General features: G+C 42.1%; 20 protein-coding genes and 1 pseudogene. 6 read left to right on the top strand and 15 right to left on the bottom strand.

Going from position 1 to position 24,285, the window contains the following annotated elements; all coding sequences use genetic code 11:
* Positions 1-325: 325 nt before the first annotated feature.
* Complete coding sequence (gene ushA / locus ACE1SE_RS03745; RefSeq protein WP_374052706.1) at positions 326-1,993, bottom strand: bifunctional UDP-sugar hydrolase/5'-nucleotidase UshA; 1,668 nt, start codon at positions 1,991-1,993, stop codon at positions 326-328.
* A gap of 243 nt (positions 1,994-2,236) precedes the next feature.
* Here ushA and ACE1SE_RS03740 point away from each other — a divergent pair, with 243 nt between their 5' ends.
* Together ACE1SE_RS03740 and ybaL are read left to right on the top strand one after the other, a co-directional pair.
* The gene (locus tag ACE1SE_RS03740) at positions 2,237-3,460 is read left to right on the top strand and encodes an MFS transporter (protein ID WP_374052705.1); all 1,224 of its coding nucleotides are present in this window, start codon (positions 2,237-2,239) and stop codon (positions 3,458-3,460) included.
* Positions 3,461-3,692: 232 nt separating this feature from the next.
* Entirely contained in the window at positions 3,693-5,405 is a 1,713-nt protein-coding gene (gene ybaL / locus ACE1SE_RS03735) for a YbaL family putative K(+) efflux transporter (RefSeq protein ID WP_374052704.1), read from the top strand.
* Positions 5,406-5,484: 79 nt separating this feature from the next.
* On the opposite strand, the gene ACE1SE_RS03730 is transcribed toward ybaL, so the two are convergent.
* The 9 genes from ACE1SE_RS03730 to apt all read right to left on the bottom strand — a co-directional run bounded on the left by ACE1SE_RS03730 (position 5,485) and on the right by apt (position 15,896).
* On the bottom strand, positions 5,485-6,795 hold the full coding sequence (locus tag ACE1SE_RS03730; protein WP_374053585.1) for an inosine/guanosine kinase: 1,311 nt from the start codon (positions 6,793-6,795) through the stop codon (positions 5,485-5,487).
* 183 nt (positions 6,796-6,978) lie between these two features.
* Positions 6,979-8,085 (bottom strand): LPS O-antigen length regulator Wzz(fepE), encoded by a 1,107-nt coding sequence (gene wzz(fepE) / locus ACE1SE_RS03725; RefSeq protein WP_374052703.1) that lies wholly within the window; start codon positions 8,083-8,085, stop codon positions 6,979-6,981.
* Between the two features lie 163 nt (positions 8,086-8,248).
* Entirely contained in the window at positions 8,249-9,214 is a 966-nt protein-coding gene (gene hemH, locus ACE1SE_RS03720; protein ID WP_374052702.1) for a ferrochelatase, read from the bottom strand.
* Between the two features lie 160 nt (positions 9,215-9,374).
* The gene (gene adk / locus ACE1SE_RS03715; protein WP_374052701.1) at positions 9,375-10,022 is read right to left on the bottom strand and encodes an adenylate kinase; all 648 of its coding nucleotides are present in this window, start codon (positions 10,020-10,022) and stop codon (positions 9,375-9,377) included.
* A gap of 169 nt (positions 10,023-10,191) precedes the next feature.
* A complete protein-coding gene (gene htpG / locus ACE1SE_RS03710; protein ID WP_374053584.1) occupies positions 10,192-12,081 on the bottom strand; it encodes a molecular chaperone HtpG in 1,890 nt (629 codons plus the stop codon).
* A 201-nt stretch (positions 12,082-12,282) separates the two neighbouring features.
* Positions 12,283-12,891 carry a recombination mediator RecR gene (gene recR / locus ACE1SE_RS03705; RefSeq protein ID WP_374052700.1) on the bottom strand — a complete coding sequence of 203 codons (609 nt, stop codon included), beginning with the start codon at positions 12,889-12,891 and terminating at the stop codon, positions 12,283-12,285.
* Entirely contained in the window at positions 12,891-13,220 is a 330-nt protein-coding gene (locus ACE1SE_RS03700) for a YbaB/EbfC family nucleoid-associated protein (protein WP_010845071.1), read from the bottom strand. The genes recR and ACE1SE_RS03700 overlap by 1 nt, the downstream gene beginning before the upstream one ends.
* A 47-nt stretch (positions 13,221-13,267) precedes the next feature.
* Complete coding sequence (gene dnaX / locus ACE1SE_RS03695) at positions 13,268-15,247, bottom strand: DNA polymerase III subunit gamma/tau (protein WP_374052699.1); 1,980 nt, start codon at positions 15,245-15,247, stop codon at positions 13,268-13,270.
* Between the two features lie 97 nt (positions 15,248-15,344).
* Positions 15,345-15,896: an adenine phosphoribosyltransferase gene (apt, locus tag ACE1SE_RS03690; protein WP_374052698.1), complete on the bottom strand. Its 552-nt coding sequence runs from the start codon at positions 15,894-15,896 to the stop codon at positions 15,345-15,347.
* Positions 15,897-16,019: 123 nt separating this feature from the next.
* Between apt and priC the strand changes: the two genes are divergently transcribed.
* The gene (gene priC / locus ACE1SE_RS03685) at positions 16,020-16,562 is read left to right on the top strand and encodes a primosomal replication protein PriC (protein WP_374052697.1); all 543 of its coding nucleotides are present in this window, start codon (positions 16,020-16,022) and stop codon (positions 16,560-16,562) included.
* A gap of 20 nt (positions 16,563-16,582) precedes the next feature.
* A complete protein-coding gene (rsmS, locus tag ACE1SE_RS03680) occupies positions 16,583-16,747 on the top strand; it encodes a pleiotropic regulatory protein RsmS (RefSeq protein ID WP_374052696.1) in 165 nt (54 codons plus the stop codon).
* A gap of 32 nt (positions 16,748-16,779) precedes the next feature.
* Here rsmS and ACE1SE_RS03675 read toward each other — a convergent pair.
* The 3 genes and pseudogenes from ACE1SE_RS03675 to ACE1SE_RS03665 all read right to left on the bottom strand — a co-directional run.
* Positions 16,780-17,484: pseudogene (locus ACE1SE_RS03675) on the bottom strand (mechanosensitive ion channel domain-containing protein); the annotation flags it as partial.
* Positions 17,485-17,501: 17 nt separating this feature from the next.
* A protein-coding gene (locus tag ACE1SE_RS03670; RefSeq protein WP_374050866.1) for an IS1 family transposase occupies positions 17,502-18,199 on the bottom strand; the annotation gives its coding sequence in 2 pieces (ribosomal slippage) (positions 17,502-17,950 and positions 17,950-18,199; 699 coding nt in all).
* Complete coding sequence (locus tag ACE1SE_RS03665; RefSeq protein ID WP_374052695.1) at positions 18,192-19,160, bottom strand: hypothetical protein; 969 nt, start codon at positions 19,158-19,160, stop codon at positions 18,192-18,194. Before ACE1SE_RS03665 ends, ACE1SE_RS03670 begins: the two co-directional genes overlap by 8 nt.
* Positions 19,161-19,180: 20 nt before the next feature.
* On the opposite strand from ACE1SE_RS03665, the gene ACE1SE_RS03660 reads away from it, so the two are divergent.
* On the top strand, positions 19,181-20,218 hold the full coding sequence (locus ACE1SE_RS03660; RefSeq protein ID WP_374052694.1) for an IS630 family transposase: 1,038 nt from the start codon (positions 19,181-19,183) through the stop codon (positions 20,216-20,218).
* Here the strand turns inward: ACE1SE_RS03660 and ACE1SE_RS03655 are convergent.
* The gene (locus tag ACE1SE_RS03655) at positions 20,215-22,071 is read right to left on the bottom strand and encodes a hypothetical protein (protein WP_374052693.1); all 1,857 of its coding nucleotides are present in this window, start codon (positions 22,069-22,071) and stop codon (positions 20,215-20,217) included. The two genes, ACE1SE_RS03660 and ACE1SE_RS03655, sit on opposite strands and share 4 nt — an antisense overlap.
* Before the next feature lie 208 nt (positions 22,072-22,279).
* Positions 22,280-22,930: a multidrug efflux transporter transcriptional repressor AcrR gene (acrR, locus tag ACE1SE_RS03650; RefSeq protein WP_374052692.1), complete on the bottom strand. Its 651-nt coding sequence runs from the start codon at positions 22,928-22,930 to the stop codon at positions 22,280-22,282.
* 142 nt (positions 22,931-23,072) lie between these two features.
* Here acrR and ACE1SE_RS03645 point away from each other — a divergent pair, with 142 nt between their 5' ends.
* Positions 23,073-24,272: an efflux RND transporter periplasmic adaptor subunit gene (locus tag ACE1SE_RS03645; protein ID WP_374052691.1), complete on the top strand. Its 1,200-nt coding sequence runs from the start codon at positions 23,073-23,075 to the stop codon at positions 24,270-24,272.
* Positions 24,273-24,285: the final 13 nt, after the last annotated feature.

Here is a 24,285-nt window from a genome sequence, read left to right as displayed (position 1 = left end):
GAAAATTCAATAGGATTTAAAGATATTTTTCTTTACGCAAAGAATATCATTAACATCTCAAAAACATTAATTGGAGGAAGGATTATTGTATTAGAAAGTGTGTCCCTCAACTCACATAGCGTTATACATGAAATATGGACTTGAAAACCACCAACCAAAGGAGAAAAAAATCATTAATTACTATGCTATTTAATAATTAAATTATTATTCAGTCTTAACCGTTCCTATTATAGATTATGCATAACACTCCTTATTGATAATAAACAAAAGACCATCTACCTTTCAGATGGTCTTTTTATACAGATAACTAACAGCAATCGATTGATCAGTTGATATTATTTATATGAATTTCACCTTTCGGCTCATAATCAGAGGTTTTCAATGGAGAATGTTTTTCAATATATCCTTTCAATACTTCAGCATCGACAAATCCTGTATCAACATAACCAGGCAAATTATCAATCCGTGGATAACCATCTCCTCCAATCGCGTTAAAGTTCAACGTCGCCATGCGATAAGTTTTATTTGGATCTAATGGCTTACCACCGATTTTTACATCACTGATATTCTTACCATCCTTCACGAAGCTTACATTATAGAACTGACCATAAGCACCGGAATCTTTTTCCATATTTGCAACAGACGTCAAATAGGTCAAAACTTCGCTACCTTTGAAGTCCACATAAACCACCTGGTTAGCAAATGGATGAACTTTCATGACATCCTTGTAAGTAATATCCCCTGCTTCAATAGAGTCACGAATTCCACCACCGCTCATCACAGCAAAATCAGCGTTTGTCCGTTCCATCTGAGCAGCCAATACAAGGTGTGCCATATTTGTTTGCACGAAACGTACCTTACTGCGATCACCTTCTAATTTGTTATCTACTGAACCTATTTTTACATTAAGTATCCGGCTGCCCTTGTCTTCATAAGGTGTCAGCAGCTTAAGCATTTCAGGATTTTGCTTAATTTCATGTGTATAGTAAACACGTTCCGTACTGCCATCTTCTTTTGTCACTTTTTTCTTTAGATTAATAGGGATCAATTGATAATGAACCAGCTTGAATTCACCATTACGGAATTGGAAATCAGCCCGACCTACGTATTTTCCCCATTCATGAGCCTGAACAATCCATGTACCATTTTGGCGATCAGGAGAACAAGGTGTACCCGGAACATAATCTACTTGTTTATAGTTTTTATTCTCCGCAGACATACATACCGGATCTTGTGAGTGCCCCCCCACAATCATATTCAAATAACCCGCAGGCAAACTACGTGCCATTTCAACATCTCCCGGCGCATTTGTGCCATGATGACCATCGTTATAGTGCCCCATATGGGTTGCCGCAATAATCACATCTGGTTTTTCATTCTTTTTCAGCTCTTCAATAACCTTTTTGGCTTCTTCGGCAGGAACGCGGAATTCAACATCTGGAAAATTAGCCGGATTACCTATTTTCGCTGTATCATCGGTTGTCAGGCCAAGAACTGCGACCTTCACGCCTTGCTCATCAAAAATGACATATGGCTTAAATAAACGCTTGCCTGTACTGATTTGGTAAATATTGGCAGAGAGAAATGGAAAATTTGCCCATTTTTGTTGTTGGAACAACACACTTAAGGGCTTATCAAATTCATGGTTTCCCAATGCCATCGCATCATATCCCACCAGATTCATACCCTTAAAATCTGGCTCAGCATCTTGCATATCTGATTCCGGTACGCCGGTGTTAATGTCACCACCTGACAATAACAATACGCTCCCCCCTTTCCTGGCAACCTCCTGACGAATGGAATCTACCACCGTTTTTTGAGCCGCCAAACCATACTCACCATAATCGTTATGCCAGAAGTGACCATGATGATCGTTAGTATGCAAGATGGTAATGTCATAGGTTTTATCTTTTTCCCAGGCATTTGCAATTAACGGTGCCAGTGACAACGAAACTGCAAGGGCGCAAATTGACGCTTTAAACGATAATTTCATGGGATATCTCCATGTATTTCAAAATTTTATTAGTTATATGATGATAGTGGTTTATCCCTTTCAAGCCGCGGCTTAAAAGATTTCACCTTGTTAAGATTGCGGTCAAATTATATAGGTATAAATAAAAATTTTGTTAATTATCTAAGATGTATTATGGTGTAAAAATTCAACAGTAACTCAACAAACCTAAAAAAATTTATCCCTATGCATTTTGTTGAGAATAACATCGATAAGCGAATAAATATGAGTGAAAAAAGTACAACGACCTCTTTTCCATCATCACCAACAAAAACACATCAAACAGTTTTTTCAATTCTTGGTGCCATCAGCTTATCCCATATGCTGAATGATATGATCCAATCATTAATTCTGGCTATTTATCCACTACTGCAATCTGAATTTACTCTCAGTTTTATTCAGGTTGGAATGATAACTTTAACCTATCAGGTAACTGCATCTCTATTGCAGCCCCTTATCGGTTTGTATACTGATAAACATCCGCAACCCTATTCACTGCCTATCGGCATGGGATTTACCTTATCTGGTTTACTTCTGTTAGCTTATGCTGAAAGTTTTTCAATTATATTAATAGCCGCCGCACTAGTCGGTACGGGATCATCCATTTTTCATCCAGAATCGTCACGAGTCGCACGCATGGCTTCAGGTGGACGTCATGGTCTGGCACAATCTTTATTTCAAGTAGGGGGAAATTTAGGAAGTTCATTAGGTCCACTGTTAGCCGCTGTTTTCATTGCGCCTTACGGCAAGGGAAACATCGGTTGGTTTTCTCTGGCAGCATTATTAGCTATCGTGATCCTCTTGCAAGTCAGCCAGTGGTATAAGATGCAGCATCAGGTTATAACCCCGCCGTCTTCGTCTTCTCATCCCAATTCCCTGCCAAAGCTGCCTAGAAAAACGATCATAAATTCTTTTGCCATTCTTCTGTTACTGGTTTTCTCCAAGTACTTTTATCTATCCAGTATCAGTAGCTACTATACCTTTTATCTGATGCAGAAATTTGGCTTGTCAGTGCAAAACGCCCAGATCCATCTATTTATCTTTTTATTTGCCGTAGCGGCAGGTACCCTGATTGGAGGGCCGATCGGAGATAAGATAGGTCGGAAATATGTCATTTGGGGTTCAATTCTTGGCGTTGCACCTTTTACCCTGCTGTTACCTTATGCCTCCTTATTTTGGACAAGCATATTAACAGTTATTATTGGTATAATATTGGCCTCTGCGTTCTCTGCTATTTTAGTTTATGCTCAAGAGCTCATTCCCGGTAAAACAGGCATGATCGCAGGCTTATTCTTTGGTCTGGCCTTTGGTATGGGTGGCATTGGGGCTGCTGTACTTGGTTATGTCGCAGATAAAACCAGTATAGAACTGGTTTACAAAATTTGTGCTTTTCTGCCACTTCTTGGTGTTTTTACGTTGTTTCTGCCAAATATGGAAAAGAACGTTTGAAAAAGGCAAGGAATACCCTGAATAAACACTATAATTATCAGACTATTTTTCTTTGTAAACTAGCGTAAATAATGGCAATATCTAGATAAAATTACATTAAAATACTATTTATGTAGATAATTCTCGTTTTTACCACTCAATATATTTTTTGTAATCTTTAATTATTTATAAAATATATTATTACCTCACCTAACTACACAATTTATATACTCGCTACCCAGAAGGAGCCTTGATGGAGCACTCGACACCTCTTATCACGACCATTGTTGGCGGCTTTGTTCTTGCCTATCTGCTTGGCATGCTTGCACAGCGCCTGAAAATTTCACCTCTGGTAGGATACCTCGTAGCAGGTGTACTAGCGGGACCCTTCACTCCTGGTTTTGTTGCCGATACATCTCTAGCTCCAGAACTTTCAGAAATTGGCGTGATCTTACTGATGTTTGGTGTCGGTCTACATTTTTCACTGAAAGATTTGTTAGCCGTCAAATCAATTGCCATTCCTGGTGCTGTCGCCCAAATTGCAGTAGCAACCTTATTAGGTGCCGGATTATCAATGCTGCTCGGTTGGGGGTTACTCAACGGCATTGTATTTGGCCTTTGCCTGTCCACCGCCAGCACAGTAGTATTGCTCAGGGCATTAGAAGAACGACAGCTCGTTGATAGTCAGAGAGGACAAATTGCCATTGGTTGGTTAATTGTTGAAGATCTGGCTATGGTACTGACGTTAGTATTACTTCCTGCGGCAGCAGGAATTATGGACAGCCAAAACGCAAATATCGGTCAATTGCTGTTAAAGATATCTCTCACTGTTGGAAAAGTTATTGCCTTTATTTTATTGATGATTTTCGTCGGACGGCGTGTCATTCCTTGGTTACTGGCGAAAACCGCTGGGACAGGTTCCCGTGAACTGTTCACGCTGGCTGTACTTGCCATTGCATTAGGTGTCGCTTATGGTGCGGTGACACTATTTGATGCTTCATTTGCCCTTGGTGCCTTCTTCGCGGGTATGGTACTGAATGAGTCAGAATTAAGTCATCGAGCAGCGCAAGATACTTTACCGCTAAGGGATGCTTTCGCGGTTCTTTTCTTTGTTTCCGTTGGCATGCTGTTTGACCCTATGGTCTTACTCCAACAGCCTCTGGCAATTATAGGAACCCTTGCCATTATTATCATTGGTAAGTCATTAGCTGCTTTGCTACTCGTCAGGATGTTTGGGCACTCACGACGTACAGCCCTAACCATTTCAGCCAGTCTTGCCCAAATTGGTGAATTTGCTTTTATTCTCGCTGGGCTTGGTGTCACGCTGGGATTCCTTGATGGGGAAGCCCGTAACCTTGTACTGGCCGGCGCCATCATTTCAATCATGTTGAATCCTGTTCTATTCAGCTTACTGGATCGCTATTTGGAAAAAACAGAAACCATTGAAGAACAATTACTCGAAGAAACACTGGAAGAAGAAACCCAGATCCCTGTCGATATTTGTGGTCATGCTATTGTGGTGGGTTATGGCCGAGTGGGAGATCAGCTGTGTCAGCGTTTGCAAGAAAAAAATTTTCCAATCGTGGTGATTGAAGATACACGTGCCCGATTTGAAGAATTAGGCGAAATGGGTGTCAGTGCCGTAATGGGTAACGCCGTCAATAAAGAGATCATGGCTCTGGCAAGGCTCGATTGTGCTTGTATTTTATTCCTGACAATCCCTAATGGTTATGAAGCGGGTGAGATTGTTGCGAATGCCAGAGAAATCAGGCCAGATATCAATATCATTGTGCGAGCCCATTATGATGATGAAGTCACTTACATTACGGAACGTGGCACTAATCACATTATCATTGGTGAACATGAAATAGCACGGGCAATGGCTGATGCATTACCTGAATATGAAGAGGGTTGCCCAATAGAGCCACCATTATTACATTCATCAGCGACTTCATCTCCAACATAACTTACGAGCCAAGGAATATCCCCATAATGTGGGGATATTTCCATAAAAACAATTAAAACAATATCTCAGGCTACCAGAATCAACGTTCCCAGTAAGACTCTTCCAGACTATCTTCTTTCTCCGGCAACCCTCGGGTTAGACGCGGAGAATGCTGACTCAATACCTGATAACTCACTCTATTAGCGTACTTACATACCTGAGCCAAAGAAGAATAGGTTAAATAAGAGCGCGCATGTTTGCTGGAATTCGGTACATTCATGCGATGATAGCTGTTGGCAGTGATATCATGCAGCAATGCAGATAACGCGCCATCCCCAGCACCATTAGTATTCATGATTTTTTCAGGCCCTCCCATATAAGGTTCAATATGGGAATAAACCCGCATTGGGTTTTGGCAATCCACTTTACGCATCGCCCGGCTGAATTCATAACGGTTAAATTCTGCAATCGCACCAGGTAGCAAAGGATGCAATGTTTGGCGCTTGTGTACTTCCTCAGTGTAACCCGCCATGTATAATCCGGCAGGCCCAGCAGTACATAACACCAAATCCACCCAATTTAGCGCCATATCAGCCGCTAATAAAGGATCACTGAAACCTGTCAATTCACAAGCTTCATCTTCATTCATTGCAACAACAGAAACATGTTCAGCCAGAAAATCGCGCCACCATTGTGGATCATCCGCAATGACGTATTTTGTTCCTAACGTCAATACAACAGGTACGTTATGCTTCTTCGCATATTCAATGGCTTTCATTGTTGCTTCCGGCATTGGCTCCCCCGGTTTACAACGCACCAGATAAGCGGTAATCACCAAAGCCGACGCTTCCGCAATAATATGTTCAGGAATGCTTTTTGGATGAAGCTGATTCATTAACCCCGGACTGATAGCAAATGTTCTTTCACCATTTTCCGTCACCAAGGTAAAACAGCGGCCAATTGGACCATCAACTCCCTGAAGGTGATTTAAATCCATACGACTGGATGTATTACAAAGATAACAATACGCATAACTTCCTATCTGGATGTTATTACACATCGCACCAAGAAGGACAGATTTATCGTCAGCCAGCACAGAATAGTTGTGCAAAGTATTGCCGATAGTGCCACCCGCAAATTCATGGCTGATAAGATTCTTGTCTGTCAGTTCCTTGTAGAGAGCCTCGGCTACATCATCTTCAATAACTAATGAGTGTCCCTGGCTTAGGTTATAACGTTGGATAAAATCCTCATCAACTTTGGCTTCAATATCAACCAATGTCTGGTCAATACCAACAATGTAGGCTTGATTATTTTCAGTATCCATCATCTCTTTGATGGGTTGGAGCAGAGGATCTCTTAAACTGACAGGAAAATAGTGTTTAGATTTACGTTTACCAGGGAATTTCATAATTAATTGTTGCGGTAGAGCTAAAATATGCCGCATGTTAGCATAATACAGTGTGTCACAATACCGGAGAGAAACAAAAAATACAGCGACAAAAATGAAGACAGCCAATGTGATTACAACATTGGCTGTCGAGACGTTAGCTATCAGAATATTATCTATAACATATATGAGTTATAAACAATATTAAGCCTCTTGTTTCTGACGACTACGTACCATGTGACGCAACAGAACATACATGATGGATAAAATAAATCCGATAAAACCCGCTCCAATCAAAATCAGCAAACGCTTAGGTGAATCTTTTGAAGTTGGCTCATAAGGTTCCTGCATATACTTGAATGGCACAAAATCAACGGTATTTACATTCACTTTTTCCAGATTTTTGATATACAACTGACGGTTACGCAGGTCTGCATCAATCGTAGTTGGATCAGTAAGCTCTTCAGTAATTTGTAACTTACGTTGCAGTGCATCAGAACCCAGCGTAATCGAATAATCCGGGTCATCCTTGATCATAACCCCGCTATTTGATACTGGTCTTTTAATTCCGGCAGAATTAGCAAGAGAAATCGCATACTTTAATCGCTCAATATCTACGCTGCGCATATTAGCGATACGTTCCAAATCAAGAGCATAAAGCTTTTGTGAGTACTCCAGTTTCTCATGAACCATATCACTCAGTTCCTCTTTCACTTGATCACGAACTATTGAAGAGACGAATTTGATATAGCCACTTAATAGATTGTAAGCATCTTCTGCATTGTCAGCACTGAAAGAGAGTTTAATTTCATCGACAACTTCATTATCTTTCTTAGGTAAGGATATGATAATATTTTTATTGACAATTTCCTCGATCAGTTTTCTTTTTTCCTTCCCAGAACTATCTTGATTCTTAGCAAGCAAAGTCTTGAAGTAATCGGTACTAACCAAATATTCTTCACGTAATACACGTGAGTTATAATTTTCAATAAACCGCTGATACAGTGCCCCTTCTGTGACTTTGGGATCAATGCTCAGAACATGTAAATCCGTTAATGTATTTTTTAATGGCTGAAACTCCTCCAGCCCTGGTTTCACTACAGCCGCTGTACTGGTCCATTTTTGTGGTAAAAATGACGCGATACCGAAGCCAATAATTGCAAAGACAAAAGATACTGCAATGATTAAATATTTTGATTGGAAAAGTACAGAGAATAGTTCAAACAAATCAATTTCATCCTCCCGCTCCGGCGGATAATAGTTTGCATGTTCTTGGTAAAAATCAGGGTGTTTAATAGGTTTATTACTCATTATCTATATGTCCAATCCAAATAATTTTGCTTTTCATTGATATGCAAGCCTTTTCTCTCGCTTATCGCATTCATTGGTTAAAAAACATCCCATTAAAATCATACGACGATCAATGTCTGCTATTCATCATGTGTGATAATGCCTCATAACAAGCAATTGCATGTTATTTCATGACATTATTTACCAACTGTTCAAGCAAAGAAATGTGGGCTTTATTATCATTAAGTGCAGAGATATATTCAAACTTTTTCCCACCAGCCTCTAAAAAGATAACTTTATTCTGTTGCTTAATCTCTTCCAACGTTTCCAAACAATCTGATGCAAACCCCGGACACATCACTTGAACATGTTCCACACCTTGCCTGGGTAATGATGCCATGGTTTTATCTGTATAAGGAGATAACCACGGTAAGCAACCAAAACGCGACTGATATGTCATCATAATTTTATCTGCGGGATAATCCAGTGCCTGACTCAACAGTTCAGTTGTCGCCTGACAATCTTGCGGATAAATATCTCCCATCTTTGCCAGACGTTCAGGAATGCCATGATAGGAAATAATTAACCGATCAGGCTGACCATGTTTTTCAAAACTCTGCTCAATAGTTTCCTTTAGTGCCGCAATATAAGCAGGATGTGTAGCATAACTGCGAACAAAATGCAGGGTAGGAATTGTCCGATACTCCTGCAATATTTTACTGAGCCTGTCAAAAACTGCTGCCGAAGTTGTACTGGAATATTGAGGATAAAGTGGCAGTATAATGAGAGCCTCAATGCCCTGTTGTAACAAACTCTCTACAGCCTGAGATAAAGAAGGGGAGCCGTAAGTCATTCCCAAAGCAACAGGGATATCCGCCAACTTTTCATCCAGCAATTTCTGCTGACGACGACTATACACTAATAAAGGAGAACCTTCTTCCATCCAAATTTCTTGGTAAAGCTTAGCAATTCGAGAAGCACGGAAAGGAAGAATAAGACCATTCAAGATAGGTTTCCAAATAAATGGCGGGATATCAACTACTCTTCTGTCACTCAGAAACTTTGCCAGATAACATCTTATTGCTGCTGGTGTTGGCGCATCAGGTGTACCAAGGTTCACTAATAGGACACCATACTTCTTGCTACTCATTCCTCAGAGCTCCATTAAAATGACTGACAATCTAGTATAAAACATGAATGATAGTTACATGTAACATTTTATGGAGTAACTTTATCTAGGGTAGCGAAAATTACAAAAAAGTCAGGCGGTATGAAGGCCGCCTGTTATAACAACTCAAGAGAACACGAAATCATTCGCCCAGAATATTAGCCAGCTCTGCGCTAACTTCTGCTACCTGACGAGTCCCGTCAAGTCTGAAGTATTTTGTGTTACCAGCTTGTGCTTCTTGCTGATAGTAAGAAACCAAAGGTGCAGTTTGGGCGTGGTATTCAACCAGACGTTTACGAACCGTGTCTTCCTGATCATCTTTACGGGTAGTCAGCTCTTCGCCTGTGACATCATCTTTGTTTTCCACTTTTGGTGGATTGAATTTGATGTGGTAAACACGGCCGGACGGCGCATGCACACGACGACCAATAATACGTTCAACGATAATTTCATCAGGAACATCAAACTCCAGCACATAATCAACCTTGATACCGGCTGCTTTCATGGCATCTGCCTGAGGAATAGTGCGTGGGAACCCATCCAACAAGAAGCCATTATGACAATCATCTTGTTTGATGCGCTCTTTAACCAATGCAATGACCAGCTCATCAGTTACCAGTTTGCCATTATCCATCAGCTCTTTTGCTTGCAAACCCAATTCGGTGCCAGCTTTTACCGCAGCACGCAGCATATCACCTGTAGAAATTTGAGGGATCCCATATTTCTCCATGATAAATTGTGCCTGAGTCCCCTTACCGGCGCCTGGCGCGCCCAGTAGAATAATACGCATTGCGTAAATCCCCTTGCTATTTGCTTTTATATTTTAAAGAAAACGTACCACCATACCATTTGAATAGGGAATGGCTCAAGAAAACAGGTAAACGTTTCCGCATTAACTAAAAAATAAACCACGCCTCATTTTTCGTTGAGGCGTGGTTTTTATCATTATCTCAATAAGTTTAAGCTTTTTCAGCTAATAATAATTGATTCATACGACGAATAAACTGGTTTGGATCATCCAATGTGCCACGTTCAGCAAATAGTGCTTGATCCAACAGCAATTCTATCCAATCAGCAAATTGAGCATCATCATCAATATCAGCCGCTTTCTTAACCAGAAGATGTTCCGGATTCAGCTCAAAGTTATAACTGACTTCTGGAGCAGTCTGGCCCGCTGCTGCAAATAGCTTCGCCATTTGGGTGCTCATCGCATTGGCATCAGTGGTTACGATAGCTGGAGTATCTGTCAGACGATGGGTCAGTTTCACATCTTTAACACGCTCACCCAGCAGAGTCTTCACACGCTCAATAAATGGCTCCAGTTTTTTGTCTGCTTCTTCTTGCTCAGCCTTGTTTTCATCTGCCAGTTTATCGAGGGATTCATCAGCCTTGCTGACAGATTGGAGTGATTTACCATCGAACTCAGTCAGGTAACTCATCATCCACTCATCAATGCGGTCAGACAGTAACAGAACCTCAATGCCTTTCTTACGGAACAGCTCCAGATGTGGGCTATTCTTCGCCGCAGCATAACTATCTGCCGTAATGTAATAAATCTTCTCCTGCCCTTCTGCCATGCGGCCAACGTAATCTTCCAGAGAAACAGTTTGAGCGGAGCTATCATTATGAGTCGTAGCAAAGCGCAGTAACTTAGCAATAGCTTCTTTGTTTGCGCTATCTTCGGCTGGACCTTCTTTCATCACCAGGCCGAACTGTTGCCAGAAAGTCTGATATTTTTCTGCGTCGTCTTTTGCCAGTTTATCCAACATTTGCAATACACGTTTAGTCAGCGCGCTGCGCAGATTACGTGTGATTGAACTATCTTGTAAAATTTCACGAGAAACGTTCAATGGCAGGTCGTTGGAATCGATCAGACCACGGACAAAACGCAGGTAATTTGGCATGAACTGTTCAGCTTCATCCATGATGAATACACGCTGTACGTATAGTTTCAGGCCATGTTTATGTTCGCGGTTCCACATATCCCACGGTGCCTGGGAAGGGATATATAGCAGGCTGGTGTATTCCTGCTTACCTTCAACGCGGTTATGGCTCCAAATCAAAGAGTCAGTAAAGTCATGGGAGATGTGCTTATAAAACTCTTGATACTCTTCATCACTGATTTCAGCTTTATTACGAGTCCACAAGGCCTGGGCTTTGTTGATTTTTTCCCATGTAACGGTAACCGAGTCGTCTTCTTCGTTTTTAGTCTGGGTTTCAATTTCAACTGGCAAGGCAATATGATCAGAATATTTGCCAATGATAGAACGCAGACGCCAGTCATTGAGAAATTCGCTTTCCTCATCTCGCAGATGCAGGGTAATTTCTGTACCACGACCTGCTTTTTCAATATCAGCAACAGTGTAGTCACCTTCTCCCGTTGACTCCCAGAATACACCTTGTTCAGCGGGAACCCCTGCTGCACGAGTACGTACGGTGACTTTATCAGCGACGATAAAGGCAGAGTAGAAGCCTACACCGAATTGACCAATCAATTGGCTGTCTTTTGCTTGATCAGAACCGATGGATTCAAGAAATGCTTTAGTACCAGATTTTGCAATCGTTCCCAGATTATCGATCACTTCATCACGGGACATACCGATACCATTATCACTGATGGTGATAGTTTTCTGCTCTTTATCAAGGGCCAGACGAACACGCAATTCACCATCATTTTCATACAGCTCAGGGGCAGACAATGCACGGAAGCGTAATTTGTCAGCCGCATCAGATGCGTTTGAAATCAGTTCACGAAGAAAAATTTCTTTATTGGAATAGAGAGAATGGATCATCAACTGCAACAGTTGTTTGACTTCAGACTGAAATCCACGGGTTTCCTGATCTTTCATGCTCATTTATTACCTCAATCTAAATCCAGTTCAGATATGTACAATCGGACGATGATCATCAAATGGGGATAGATACGGAGAGTTTCAAGCTAAGATAACAAGAAGAATGTAAAATTAGTTTGATAATCGGGTAAATCAGCTATGGATGGCGGCATAATCAGCAGCACCATCCATAAAATCACCGACTAATTGGGGACAAAATCACAAGTTCGTGATTTTTTGACGGCCAGCCAACGAATGAGACAGTGTTGTGCCATCCACCATTTCAAGCTCTCCGCCCACAGGGACGCCGTGAGCAATTCGGCTAGCTGTCACACCATATTGAGAGCACATTTCTGCAATATAGTTTGCCGTTGCCTCTCCTTCGACAGTTGGATTAGTCGCCAGAATAATTTCTGACAAGGTTTCAGCAGATAAACGTTCTTCTAAACGATCTAAACCAATATCCATTGGCCCGATACCATCCAGTGGCGATAAATGCCCCATCAGGACAAAATAACGCCCCGCAAACTGGCCCGTTTGTTCGATGGCATGAATATCTGCAGGGCTTTCCACTACACAAATCTGACCATTCTGCTGACGACGGGGATTAGCACAAATCGTGCACTGTTCCTGTTCCGTGAATGTCCGGCAACCCTGACAGTGACCAATTTCAGACATCGCTCGCGTCAGTGCCTGTGCCAGTCGCATTCCACCACTGCGATCTCTCTGCAATAAATGAAATGCCATCCGTTGTGCAGATTTTGGACCTACACCGGGCAAACAACGCAGGGCTTCCATCAGAGATTCAAGAAGAGGACTGGTTTGCATTAGAATGGCATCTTAAACCCAGGTGGTAATTGCATTCCGCTGGAAACACCGGCCATTTTTTCTTTCTGGGTTTCTTCAATACGGCGAGCTGCATCATTGAATGCCGCTGCGATCAGATCTTCCAGCATATCTTTGTCATCGTCCATCAAACTTGGATCGATTTCAACCCGACGGCAGTTATGTGCACCATTAATAGTGATTTTTACCAAGCCCGCGCCAGATTCGCCTGTAACTTCCAGATTTGCAATTTCTTCCTGCATTTTCTGCATTTTTTCTTGCATCTGCTGGGCCTGTTTCATCAAATTGCCCAAACCACCTTTACCAAACATAATTCTCTCTCTTCGCTATAGCCACAGCATAAAATACACTACGGCAGTTAAACAGGCCGGATACTTTCTTCATCCAATTCTGCATCGAATAGTTGCTGAAGTGTTTGAATCGTTTTATCCGAAATAATGGATTGACGCGCTTGTGCCAATTTTTCTTCATAAATGGCTTGTCGCCACTCCAGAGGCGTTTTTACCGCAGGATTATCATCTTCAATGATATTGAGTTCAATAGGTTTTCCATACAATTCACTTAATGCTTCGGTCAACACATTCTGAGCCGATACTGAATTAAGATGGCGCTGCTTTGAACGTAAATGCAGACAAAGACGATTTTCATCAATCTGCTCTTTAAATGCATTCAGTGCTACCTGCTGAACCAATTTTGGAATATGCAGTTTATCAATTTCCGCAGCCCATGGATCTCTTTGTTTCGATTCAATAGTCAGCTTTTCTACCAACTCTGTTGTTTTCTCGTGCTCCAAAGCCGCTTTGATTGCTTTTGGTGTCGCGGTCGGGTGCTGTTTCTCTTCTCCAGTCTTCGTTGCCCGCCAGCGATAAGCTTCTTTTTTTGCCGGATTAACCGGCTTAGGCTCCCGTGTTTTAGGAATATGAGATTGAGACCGCTGTTCTGCCACCACCACCAGTCGCTCCAGTGCCGAACTTGCCGGCTTTGCCTTCGCAGACTCTGCCGGCTCAGGCTTTTTTGCTGGCGTATTTCCTTGACGAGTCAGCGAACTTCTCGCTTGCAATAGTTTCGCTGTTGGACTGTTCGCAACGGAAGACTCACTGCCCATTGATTGTGGTATTGTCTGCCCAGTACGCTCATTTTCTTCTTTATTTGAAGTAAATTGATTTGAAGATAATTGGGCCGAAGGAGGTGCTACCCCAATTGGTGCTACAGGGTTTTCCACAGCAGGTGGTAATATTTCCTCAATGACTGTTTTGGGATGAAAAGCCAGAGCGCGCAATAACGCCATCTCCACACCCATCCGTCGTTCTGGTGCATAAGGAAGTTCCTTGCGTCCCACCAGTAACGCTTGATAGTAAAGCTGCAAATCAGTCGGGGAAATTGATCTTGCCAGCAAACGCAACCGCCCTTCTGTTGAAGAAGGCTCACTTTCAGGTTGCTGAGGTAATAGCTGGAGCATGGCAATCCGATGCAACAGCGACAGTGTATCAACCAGCAGATTTTCCCAATCCACACCACGAGTCGCCACTTGTTCCACCAGTGCCATCATTTGTTGACCATCTGCACGTACCAGCGATTCAATCATCGCCAATGGTTGGTCATCGTCCAGCGTTCCCAGCATCTGGCTGACGATATCCGATGTCAGCTTCCCTCCACCCAAAGCAATGGCTTGATCCGTTAAGCTCAAAGCATCACGCATACTACCATCTGCTGCACGGGCAAGTAGCTGTCTGGCACGAACATCGCTTTCTATTTGCTCTGCATTAAGAACATACTCCAATTGGTTACTAATTTGATCCACATCGAGTGTTTTCAAATGGAATTGCAAACAGCGTGAAAGGATAGTCACTGGCAGTTTCTGTGGATCTGTTGTTGCCAGAAGGAATTTCACATGTTCTGGTGGTTCTTCCAATGTCTTCAACAATGCATTGAAACTATGGCGGGAAAGCATGTGAACTTCATCAATAAGATAAACTTTGAAACGACCTCTGGCTGGCGCATACTGGACATTGTCCAGCAACTCGCGGGTATCTTCTACTTTTGTTCGGGAAGCAGCGTCGATCTCAATCAGATCCACAAACCGCCCCTGTTCAATTTCGAGACAATTAGTACACTGACCACACGGAGTCTTGGTTATACCCGTTTCGCAATTCAGTCCTTTTGCCAACAGACGTGCAATAGTGGTTTTTCCCACACCACGAGTGCCGGAAAAAAGATAAGCGTGATGAAGGCGTTGGTGTTCGAGACCATTCGCCAATGCAGTCAGCACATGTTGCTGACCAATCACATCAGAAAATATTTGTGGGCGCCACTTACGGGCAAGTACCTGATAGCTCATGAATACCGAGGAAATTGAACATGACTGTCTAACATGCTAGCACAGCCTCACCATTAACGGCGAGGCTGATGTATCAATAATGCAAAAAACAGAATAATCAGTGGCCGGGGAATTCAACGATAGTGTAGCTTTCAACGCCTTGTTTTTTCAAACGTTCAACACCACCTAAATCTGGCAATCCAATAACGAATGCCGCTTCGGAAACTTGACCACCCAGACGACGAATCAGACGAACCGTCGCATCAATGGTGCCCCCCGTTGCAAGCAAATCATCAATAACCAGAACCTTATCCCCTTCCTTGATGCTGCTTTTATGGATTTCCAATGTATCTGTACCATATTCCAGATCGTAAGTTTCGCTCAGCGTTTCACGCGGCAATTTACCTTTTTTACGAACAGGTACGAAACCAATCCCCAGTTGCAGTGCAACAGGTGCTCCGAATAAGAAACCACGTGCTTCGGTACCAACAATTTTCGTAATGCCTTTATTCTGATAACGAGCCACTAATAAATCTATCGTAGACTGGTAGGCCACTGGATTATCGAGCAATGTGGTAATGTCACGAAAAAGTATTCCCGCTTTTGGATAATCAGGAATGGTTTCAATACTATCTTTAATTAATTGCAGTTGTTGTGCGTTAGCGGTCATAATTGATGCCAGCCAGGTTTAAAAAAGAAAACGGTAAAATTTATTCAAACTGCCGAAAAAAAGCAACTGCCAAGCCAATGAAAGGGCTTTAACAGACAGATTATTAATGATAATGAGATGCTAATGGGCATACAAAATTTATTAAGTGCACTTGAAAAACAAGTCAGTACTTTGGAAAAAGAGCTCGCTTTACTGCCTGATTCTCCTTTTTCCACTGCCCGTTTTGATCAAGTGTTATTTCACCACCGCAGCAATAAACTCGGTGGATACATGCAAGAGATCAGACAAAATCTGGAACAGTTGAAAGCCTGTGTAAACGATTATCGGATTGAGCAAGTAAAGTTCCTTGCCGAGCGTTTAGTAACACAAATCGAAGCACTTAAACGCGAAATATTGACCAAAGATCTACGAAAACAGGAAGATAAATTTGAGCGTCGATCACAAAAACAGGATCTTTATCAACGTCTGGCAGAACATCAAGATTATGAACGTCGTTTAATGGCAATGATTAATGACAGGGAATTACAGTTAAATACACAGACTACACTTGCCAATAAGCACAAACTGCAAAAAGAAATTGCAGCCTTGGCTGGCAGGCTCGCCCGCTGCCGTCAAGCATTAATGCGAATCGAGAAATCGATAGAAAAGCAAGAGCATTCAGATTAATCACAAAGGAAAAAGTAGCTATGGCTCTGGAACAAGCATCACCTGAAGTACAACTCGCAGTAGATCTTATTTATCTACTTGAATGTAATGAAATTTCTCCTGCTATCGCATTGGCAGCACTAGAAATCGTTAAACACGATCTTCAAGGAAAATTAAAAAAGCAGCCCCAGCAATCTGAGGAATAAACTCAACTAATGTTTACTCCCCATTTAGCTGGCTATTGACTCCCGTCATTCAATGGCTTCTGTACTTCTTGCAAACAATCACCCTGCCTATTGTGTAAGTAAACCTCCAACTGATTAAATGCAATATTGATGTCGTTTTCCCGACATAATTTATCAATACTGCGGTTAACTTCGTCTACAGTACGGCTGCGATCACCCAATTCTCGGACATAAAGCCTCAATTCATGATCCAGTGTACTGGCACCAAAATTCATAAAGTAGACTTGCGGCCCTGGCTCACTCATTACACGGGCGTTTTCGCTTGCCGCTTTTAACAAAACGTCTTTAACCTTATCAAGATCAGAGCCGTATGCGACGCCAACCTTAATAATAATCCGCGTAATGGTATCAGAAAGTGTCCAGTTTATCAGACGCTCCGTTACAAATGCCCGGTTAGGGATAATCACTTCTTTGCGGTCAAAATCTGTAATTGTCGTCGCACGAATACGGATTTTACTGACAGAACCGGAATAAGTTCCTATCGTTACTGTATCGCCAATCCGGACGGGACGTTCGAACAAAATAATCAAACCCGAAACAAAGTTGGCAAAAATTTCCTGTAAGCCAAAGCCTAAACCGACCGAAAGTGCCGCCGCCAACCATTGTAATTTATTCCACGAAACACCCAATGTTCCTAATGCTGTAATTCCACCAATGCCAATGATTAAATAAGTCAGTGTCGTTTTAATGGTCATGCTCCCAATGATTAGATCTGTTATGAAATATAGTATTCACGTTCAATGAACGTACCTACCACTTTGTCATGCATCTCTTCGGATTTGGAATAACCTATTGTTTTTCTATTCAGCCTCTTTATCCGGATACGAAGCGTAAGATTTGTTCTCTCGATACGTTGGGTAAATTTCTTTCCCGTGAGGTGTTTTTCCTGAGGCAGGTAATCGTAAACGGCATAATCATCTGTACAGTAAAACCGGATAGTAAAAGGAGACAAGAGTGCCAGCAGCTTTTTCAATGTTTTCCTGCTGCGATCCCCAAACACATGTGCCACTACCCGTTTCTTATTCGGCTCCCAGGCATACCAGAGCCAGCGTTGATTTTTCTTATTACCGACAAATGACCACTGCTCATCTATTTCACAGACAAGATGAATCTCACTGCCCGCAAGCGGCAGCGTAGTCACTTGTCTTGGTGTGAGTTTTTTAATGTGCGAATGACGGTGTTAATGCCGACTTTCAGAACCCGAGCCGTGTCCCTGACACCGGAGTTATTCACTGCCATATCAATAATTTGCTCTTTCACGCCGGGATAACAGGCTTGATAGGCATAATTCAGTTGAAAGGTTTTACGGCAGGCATAGCAGTGATAGCGGGGATGACCAGTACGCCCTTTTCCATGCCCTTTAACCTCTTCTGTTTTATGACAGTAACGACAAACCACATCAACTTTAGCCATCTCTCACCCCATAATAAAAAGCAGGGAGTTTATCACAAGATCTAATCATTGGGAGCATGACCGTTTTAATGGCATACGACGAACCTTGTTGCAACTGCAAGCGGGATAACACCAACACTTCTAGCAGACCTGGCAAGTTTCTCATCATGACCCAAGAAATGACCAACATTGCTACTGAAAGTACCAAATCTTTCAAAGTCACGTGCTTCATGACATTGCCCAGCTCTGTTGTAGTGCTGTATTGCCACAAATTGATCCCATCAAGATAAGAAAACACCGTCACCAGATCAGACCAAATCCAATAAAATGCACCTAAAAAGATCAAAAACAACACCATGGTAGTTAAACGCAATGATTGCTGATTAATGCGATCTAAAGCCATTGGCGGTTCTTCCGTCACTTCGCCTTCTGCCCCTTCTTTCGTTAGAGACTGACGACGAGCGACAGCACGTCGATAGGCAATACGGCGCGCCGCAATTCCCAATCCCCGCAAACAGGCTTGATAACTGATATGCCAGAGAAATAGTAAATACAAACTATAGAGCCAACGCTCTGCCAGACGTAGAGTTGTATAGAAATAACCCGATATCATCAGCACCATCAGAACCAACGGAGCAAAAGTTAATACCGTCACTACGATGGTACGGATCATGTGTGCGCTTTTTTCACGCCATACATAACGGCAGAATGGAAAAACAAGTAGAAAAACAAAGAACAGGCAGATCAATACCGTACATTGTCCAATAACATCATCAGACAGACGTAAAGGATATTTAGCCCCCAATGTTATCCAGAACAAAATGGGTAATAGTGTTATCGACAGGTGAACAAGATTTTTACGGAATAAGTGACAAACAGCACTGTCCAGAGAAAAATGCTGTTCTCCAATCCCACCTTTCACCAGAATCTGGTAACTGCAACTATACCAATCGCCATTGAAGATGCTTGATTTATCCCCCAAACCAGATCATGCTTACGACCATGAAAATTCATCTGACACCAGAACAAAAACGTGCCCTCGAATTGATGCATGATACCACTCGTGACAGTCGAGTCTGTGATCGCATCAAGGCCGTGCTTTTGGCCTCTGAAGGCTGGACTGCTCAGATGATTGCACAGGCCTTGCGTATTCATGAAAGTACGGTCAGCCGTCACCTAAAAGATTTCATCGCTCAGGAAAAGCTCATCCCGGAAAATGGCGGGTCTGAAAGCCATCTCTCTGCCGAACAAACCACCGACCTGATTGATTATTTGACGGCCAATTTGATGCATACGACCACTCAAATTGTGGCCTATGTCCAAGCCCGTTGGCAGGTGTCTTTCAGCGTGGGCGGAATGACAAAATGGCTTCACCGCCAGGGTTTCAGCTACAAGAAACCCAAGGGCGTTCCGCATAAATTTGATGCGGATAAACAGCAACAATTTATTGATGATTACCAATCGCTGAAAAACGGAGTGGGTCAGAGTGAACCTATCCTATTTATTGATGCGGTGCATCCAACCCAGTCCACAAAGCTCAGCTATGGCTGGATGAAAGCAGGAAAAAATCAGGTCAAAGTGGTCGAAACCACCGGCAGTCGTACCCGTCTCAATATTCTGGGTGCCCTCAATTTACAACGCATTGAAGACACGGTGATCCGTGAGTATCCGAGTATCAATGCTGAAAACATCGCGTATTTTTTCGGGTCGCTCCGGGAAACTTACCCGCTTTCGCAAAAAATCCATATTATTCTGGATGGTGCGGGTTACCACAGAGCAGAGTTGGTGAAAGAGATGGCGTATGTCCTGAATATTGAATTGCATTACCTCCCGCCTTATAGCCCAAATCTCAATCCGATAGAGCGATTGTGGAAGTATATGAATGAGCAGGTGCGTAACAATGTCTATTTTCCGGATGCGAAGACGTTCCGTGAAACCCTTCGTCACTTTTTTCAGGTCACGTTGCCAGAAAAAGCGAAAGAACTGACGACTCGACTGACTGACAACTTTCAGATTTTAATTCCTGCATCTTCAAGTTAGATTGGTATATACATAATCCAAAAAAGCGCCAACTGACGAGAGAATCCCCAAATCAAATCCCCAAACTCATCACCTGATTTCGAATACCAATAACCTATCGCCAACACGATAAAAGCGAGTGGCAATGTTTTTATTAATGTCAGTATCAGTGCCAATGGAGTATGTAGTTGACTGTCACGGCGAAACTGCCCCACTTCGCCCGCTATTTTTTTCAACTGTTCATTAATGCCTTTGGTTTGCCAGCGTAAAAACAGGCCGACTAACACAAGAGGAATGACGAAATGGATAGAGTTTTTTAGCCCCGTAATCAGTCCATTAAGCGTTAAGCTAATATCCAGATGACTCAGTTCTTCTTGAATGAGTTCAGGCAAGGATTTCAACCATGCCACGTTCATTGGCTTGTTACTGTTAACCCAAAAAATTTGTTGGACAAGAGTTTGCTCCAGTGATTCAGAGATATCCAACAACTGCTGCTGATCCATTTGCAAGTTAATGGCGTAAGTAATCTGATTTCCCAACTGATTATTGAGCTGCTCTAAAAGCTCACAATGAACTGCCAGAATCTGCTTGATAGCATTATGGATTTCATCCACCATTTCATTGGATGCATTTTTAATTTGATTACGATTATTACTCAATAAATTATTGAAATAGTCATTCCCTTGACAGAGTTGATCTCGCTCCTGATTAATTTCAAATTGCTCCAGACGTAAGTCTGCTATTTTCGTTGGTAAATCTTTTGTCAACACATCCTGTGGTATTTTCAACTGTTCCTGAAACAGGATACGTGATAACAATAAGCTGCCACGTAATACCTTAATTTGCTCTTTAAGATTACGCTCTGATTGGATGGTCCGCTCCAGAAAGTTCTTAACGCGAATACTTTTCTGCGCCAGTTGGTTATTATCACGTGTTGCAGCAATTAACCGTTTACTCAATTCACGATTATGTTCAATCTCTGCCTGAACTAATAAGTTATCTTGGATATGTAAATTTTTACCATCCTTAGTTTGCGCTTCTTTCGCGGTTTCTTCAGAAAGAACCAAGCGCTTTCCACTCATCACATTTTGAATAAACTGAACATTACGTTCCAACTGCTCAATTTGGAAAATCGTATAATCTCGTTGCCGCTGTAAAAGTGCTTGTAACTGAGTATTCGCCTGTAGAGATTCTCTTTGATACTCATTTTGCTGAGTCAGAAAAAGTTGTTCTACCTGCAATAACTCTATCTGAGTGAAACTCGCTTCTGACTGCTCAGTCAATGCATTATTGAGTTGGTTGCGAATTTGCTGCAATCTCTGCATGTTACGGAATAGCACATTCTGCACGCGTTCTGGTTGAGTTTGCAGCCCAATCAACTGACTGTTGTAGCTGGCAAGGTTTTCCTGTGCCCGCTGCAAGTTATACCATGTACTATTCAGTTTCGATTCGAGCTGCTTTAAAGACTGTGTTTCCAGAGTTTGTTTATATGCATCCTGCTGATCGTTATTTTTCAGATTCTCCAGTTCAGTCGTAACCTGATGTGATTTTTGTGGCACATTTTGCACATTTTTCCTAAGTAGATCGAAATCCAGTTTCAGTTGATCTATTTTGTCAAAGAAAGAGAGCGTCTTTTCCAAATCAGCTATCGATACCTTTTCTTCAACTGTGTGCTCCTTACGTTCCGTCAGAATCTTAAGCTGATTTTGAATATTATTACGGGTTGGAACATCACCGCCGGCCGCCGCATTTACCGAAAAAAGGAAAGGTGACAGGAGAAAACACAGTATCGTGAAGAAACGTATCGCAGAGAATTTGTTACACAAACTTCTCTGATTGAGTAAAACACCCAAATATCGGTTAACTGAAACCATGAACTCATCTACTCATCATTTGCCACGCTATCAACCAATGCCAGTTCACTCATTCCCCCAGCATCAGTGCAGGTTTTGCACAATTTAACTTCGACACCTTGTGCCATCAAAATTTCCAGTATTTATTTTGAATTATAGTCTTCTTTAGGCGTTTGCCCGACCAAACCAGCAACTGTAACTTAGAATTTCAGTTCACAGCGGGCTTCCTTCAAGATTCGTTTTCGTTAATGTTCCGCAAATGGCGGCTGTATTTAAGTGTATCAATGAAACTATCCACCAAATGAGCCGATTGCTCTTGAATATTAAAACTGTCCGGTGAGAATGACCAGTTCTCAAATATTCCAGTCATCAACGCCCTCAACATGATGGCAGAACGTCTGAAATCAAGATTATGGGGTAGCTCTCCAGATTGAATACAAGAAAATAACATTTTTTCAATTTTCTTGTAATCAGAAATACACATTCCCCTAATATCCTCTACTAATGGAGACATTTCTCCAACGAATTCACATTTATGGAAAAAAATTTCCATTAATTGTCGAATCTGAGAATCATCGATCATCATTTTTAACATGGAAATTAATAAATATCTCAACGCAATAAGTGGATTATCAGGATATTTTGATTGATACTCTTTCTCTAGTTCGTCTATTTTATGTTCTGGCATTCTACAAACAACAGAAAGTAGATCTGTTTTATTTTTAAAGTGCCAGTAAATTGCTCCGCGCGTTACACCAGCGGCAGTTGCGATATCGGATAGCGAGGTAGCAGAAACACCACGCTCAGAAAAGATCTTTATCGCAGCATCTATAATTTGCTGACGAGTTTGATTTGCTTGCTGTTTAGTTTTTCGTGCCATTTTAGTGCCATAAACTTTGTTTTTGACCGAGGCTGATTTACATACATTCATGTATGTTTGTACTATAGCACCCATTAACCAACGAAGTAATGATTTCACTTGTTAGATTAGCGAATCAACATTGAAAAATTGAGGTTTACTTATGCGAAAGAACAGGGGAGTTTTGCCTCTGGCCACATTACTGGTAATTTCAGGCAGTTTCATTCTTTCAGGATGTAATGACAATAAAAATACACAGCAAGGGGCTGCTGGCCAGCATGTTCCTGAAGTTGGTATCGTCACGCTGAAGGCAGAACCTCTAACGGTCATCACAGAATTACCAGGCCGTACCTCGGCTTATCGTGTTGCCGAGGTTCGTCCCCAAGTCGGCGGCATCATCCTAAAACGTAACTATAAAGAAGGAAGTGATGTGGTTGCGGGTGAGTCGTTATACCAAATAGATCCTGCAACTTATCAAGCAGAATACAGTAAAGCCAAAGCAAGTTTAGCCAGAGCGCAAGCCAATGAGAATGTTTCCCGCTTAACCGTTGAACGTTATCAATCCTTGCTAGGCACACAATACGTGAGTAAGCAGGAGTTTGATAAAGCAAATTCAGAATATGCTCAGGCAAAAGCAGATGTCCAGTCCTCTGAGGCTGCATTGGAAAATGCCAGAATCAACCTGGCATACACCAAGGTAACCTCCCCTATTTCCGGGCGTGCGGGTAAGTCCACCGTCACAGAAGGAGCCCTGGTTTCTGCTGGTCAGCCAACAGCCCTGACGATTGTTCAGCAGTTAGATCCTATCTATGTTGATATCACTCAATCAAGTGACGACTATCTGCGACTCAAAAATGAAATTGCAAAAGGAACCGTTCAGAAAGAAAGCAAAAAGACCAAAATTCACCTGATAACGGACACCGGACAAGAATACAGTCAACAAGGTTATCTAGAGTTTTCTGACGTGACGGTTGACGAAACAACAAGCTCTATCACTATGCGTGCTGTATTCCCAAACCCGAATGAAGAATTACTGCCAGGTATGTTTGTTCGCACTAAATTAGAAGAAGGTGTGCGCAAAAATGCGATTTTGGTTCCGCAGCAAGCTGTTACCAGAACACCTCGTGGTCAAGCAACCATACTGATTGTAGATAAAGATAACAAAGTAGAATTGCGCAATATTAACGCTACTCAGGCAATTGGTAACAAGTGGTTGGTGACAGAAGGTCTGAAAGCTGGCGATAGAGTAATCGTCACAGGGTTGCAGAAAATAGCACCGGGAATAACGGTCAAGCCAACGGAAACAGATTTGAATGCTAATCCTACGGCTAATCAAACTGAGTCTGCAAAAAAGCCTCAATAAGGAGTCGGTGATT

It is taken from the genome of Xenorhabdus taiwanensis (genome assembly GCF_036512875.1).
Taxonomy (GTDB): domain Bacteria; phylum Pseudomonadota; class Gammaproteobacteria; order Enterobacterales; family Enterobacteriaceae; genus Xenorhabdus; species Xenorhabdus taiwanensis.
This window is presented reverse-complemented; position numbering and strand designations above follow the sequence as displayed.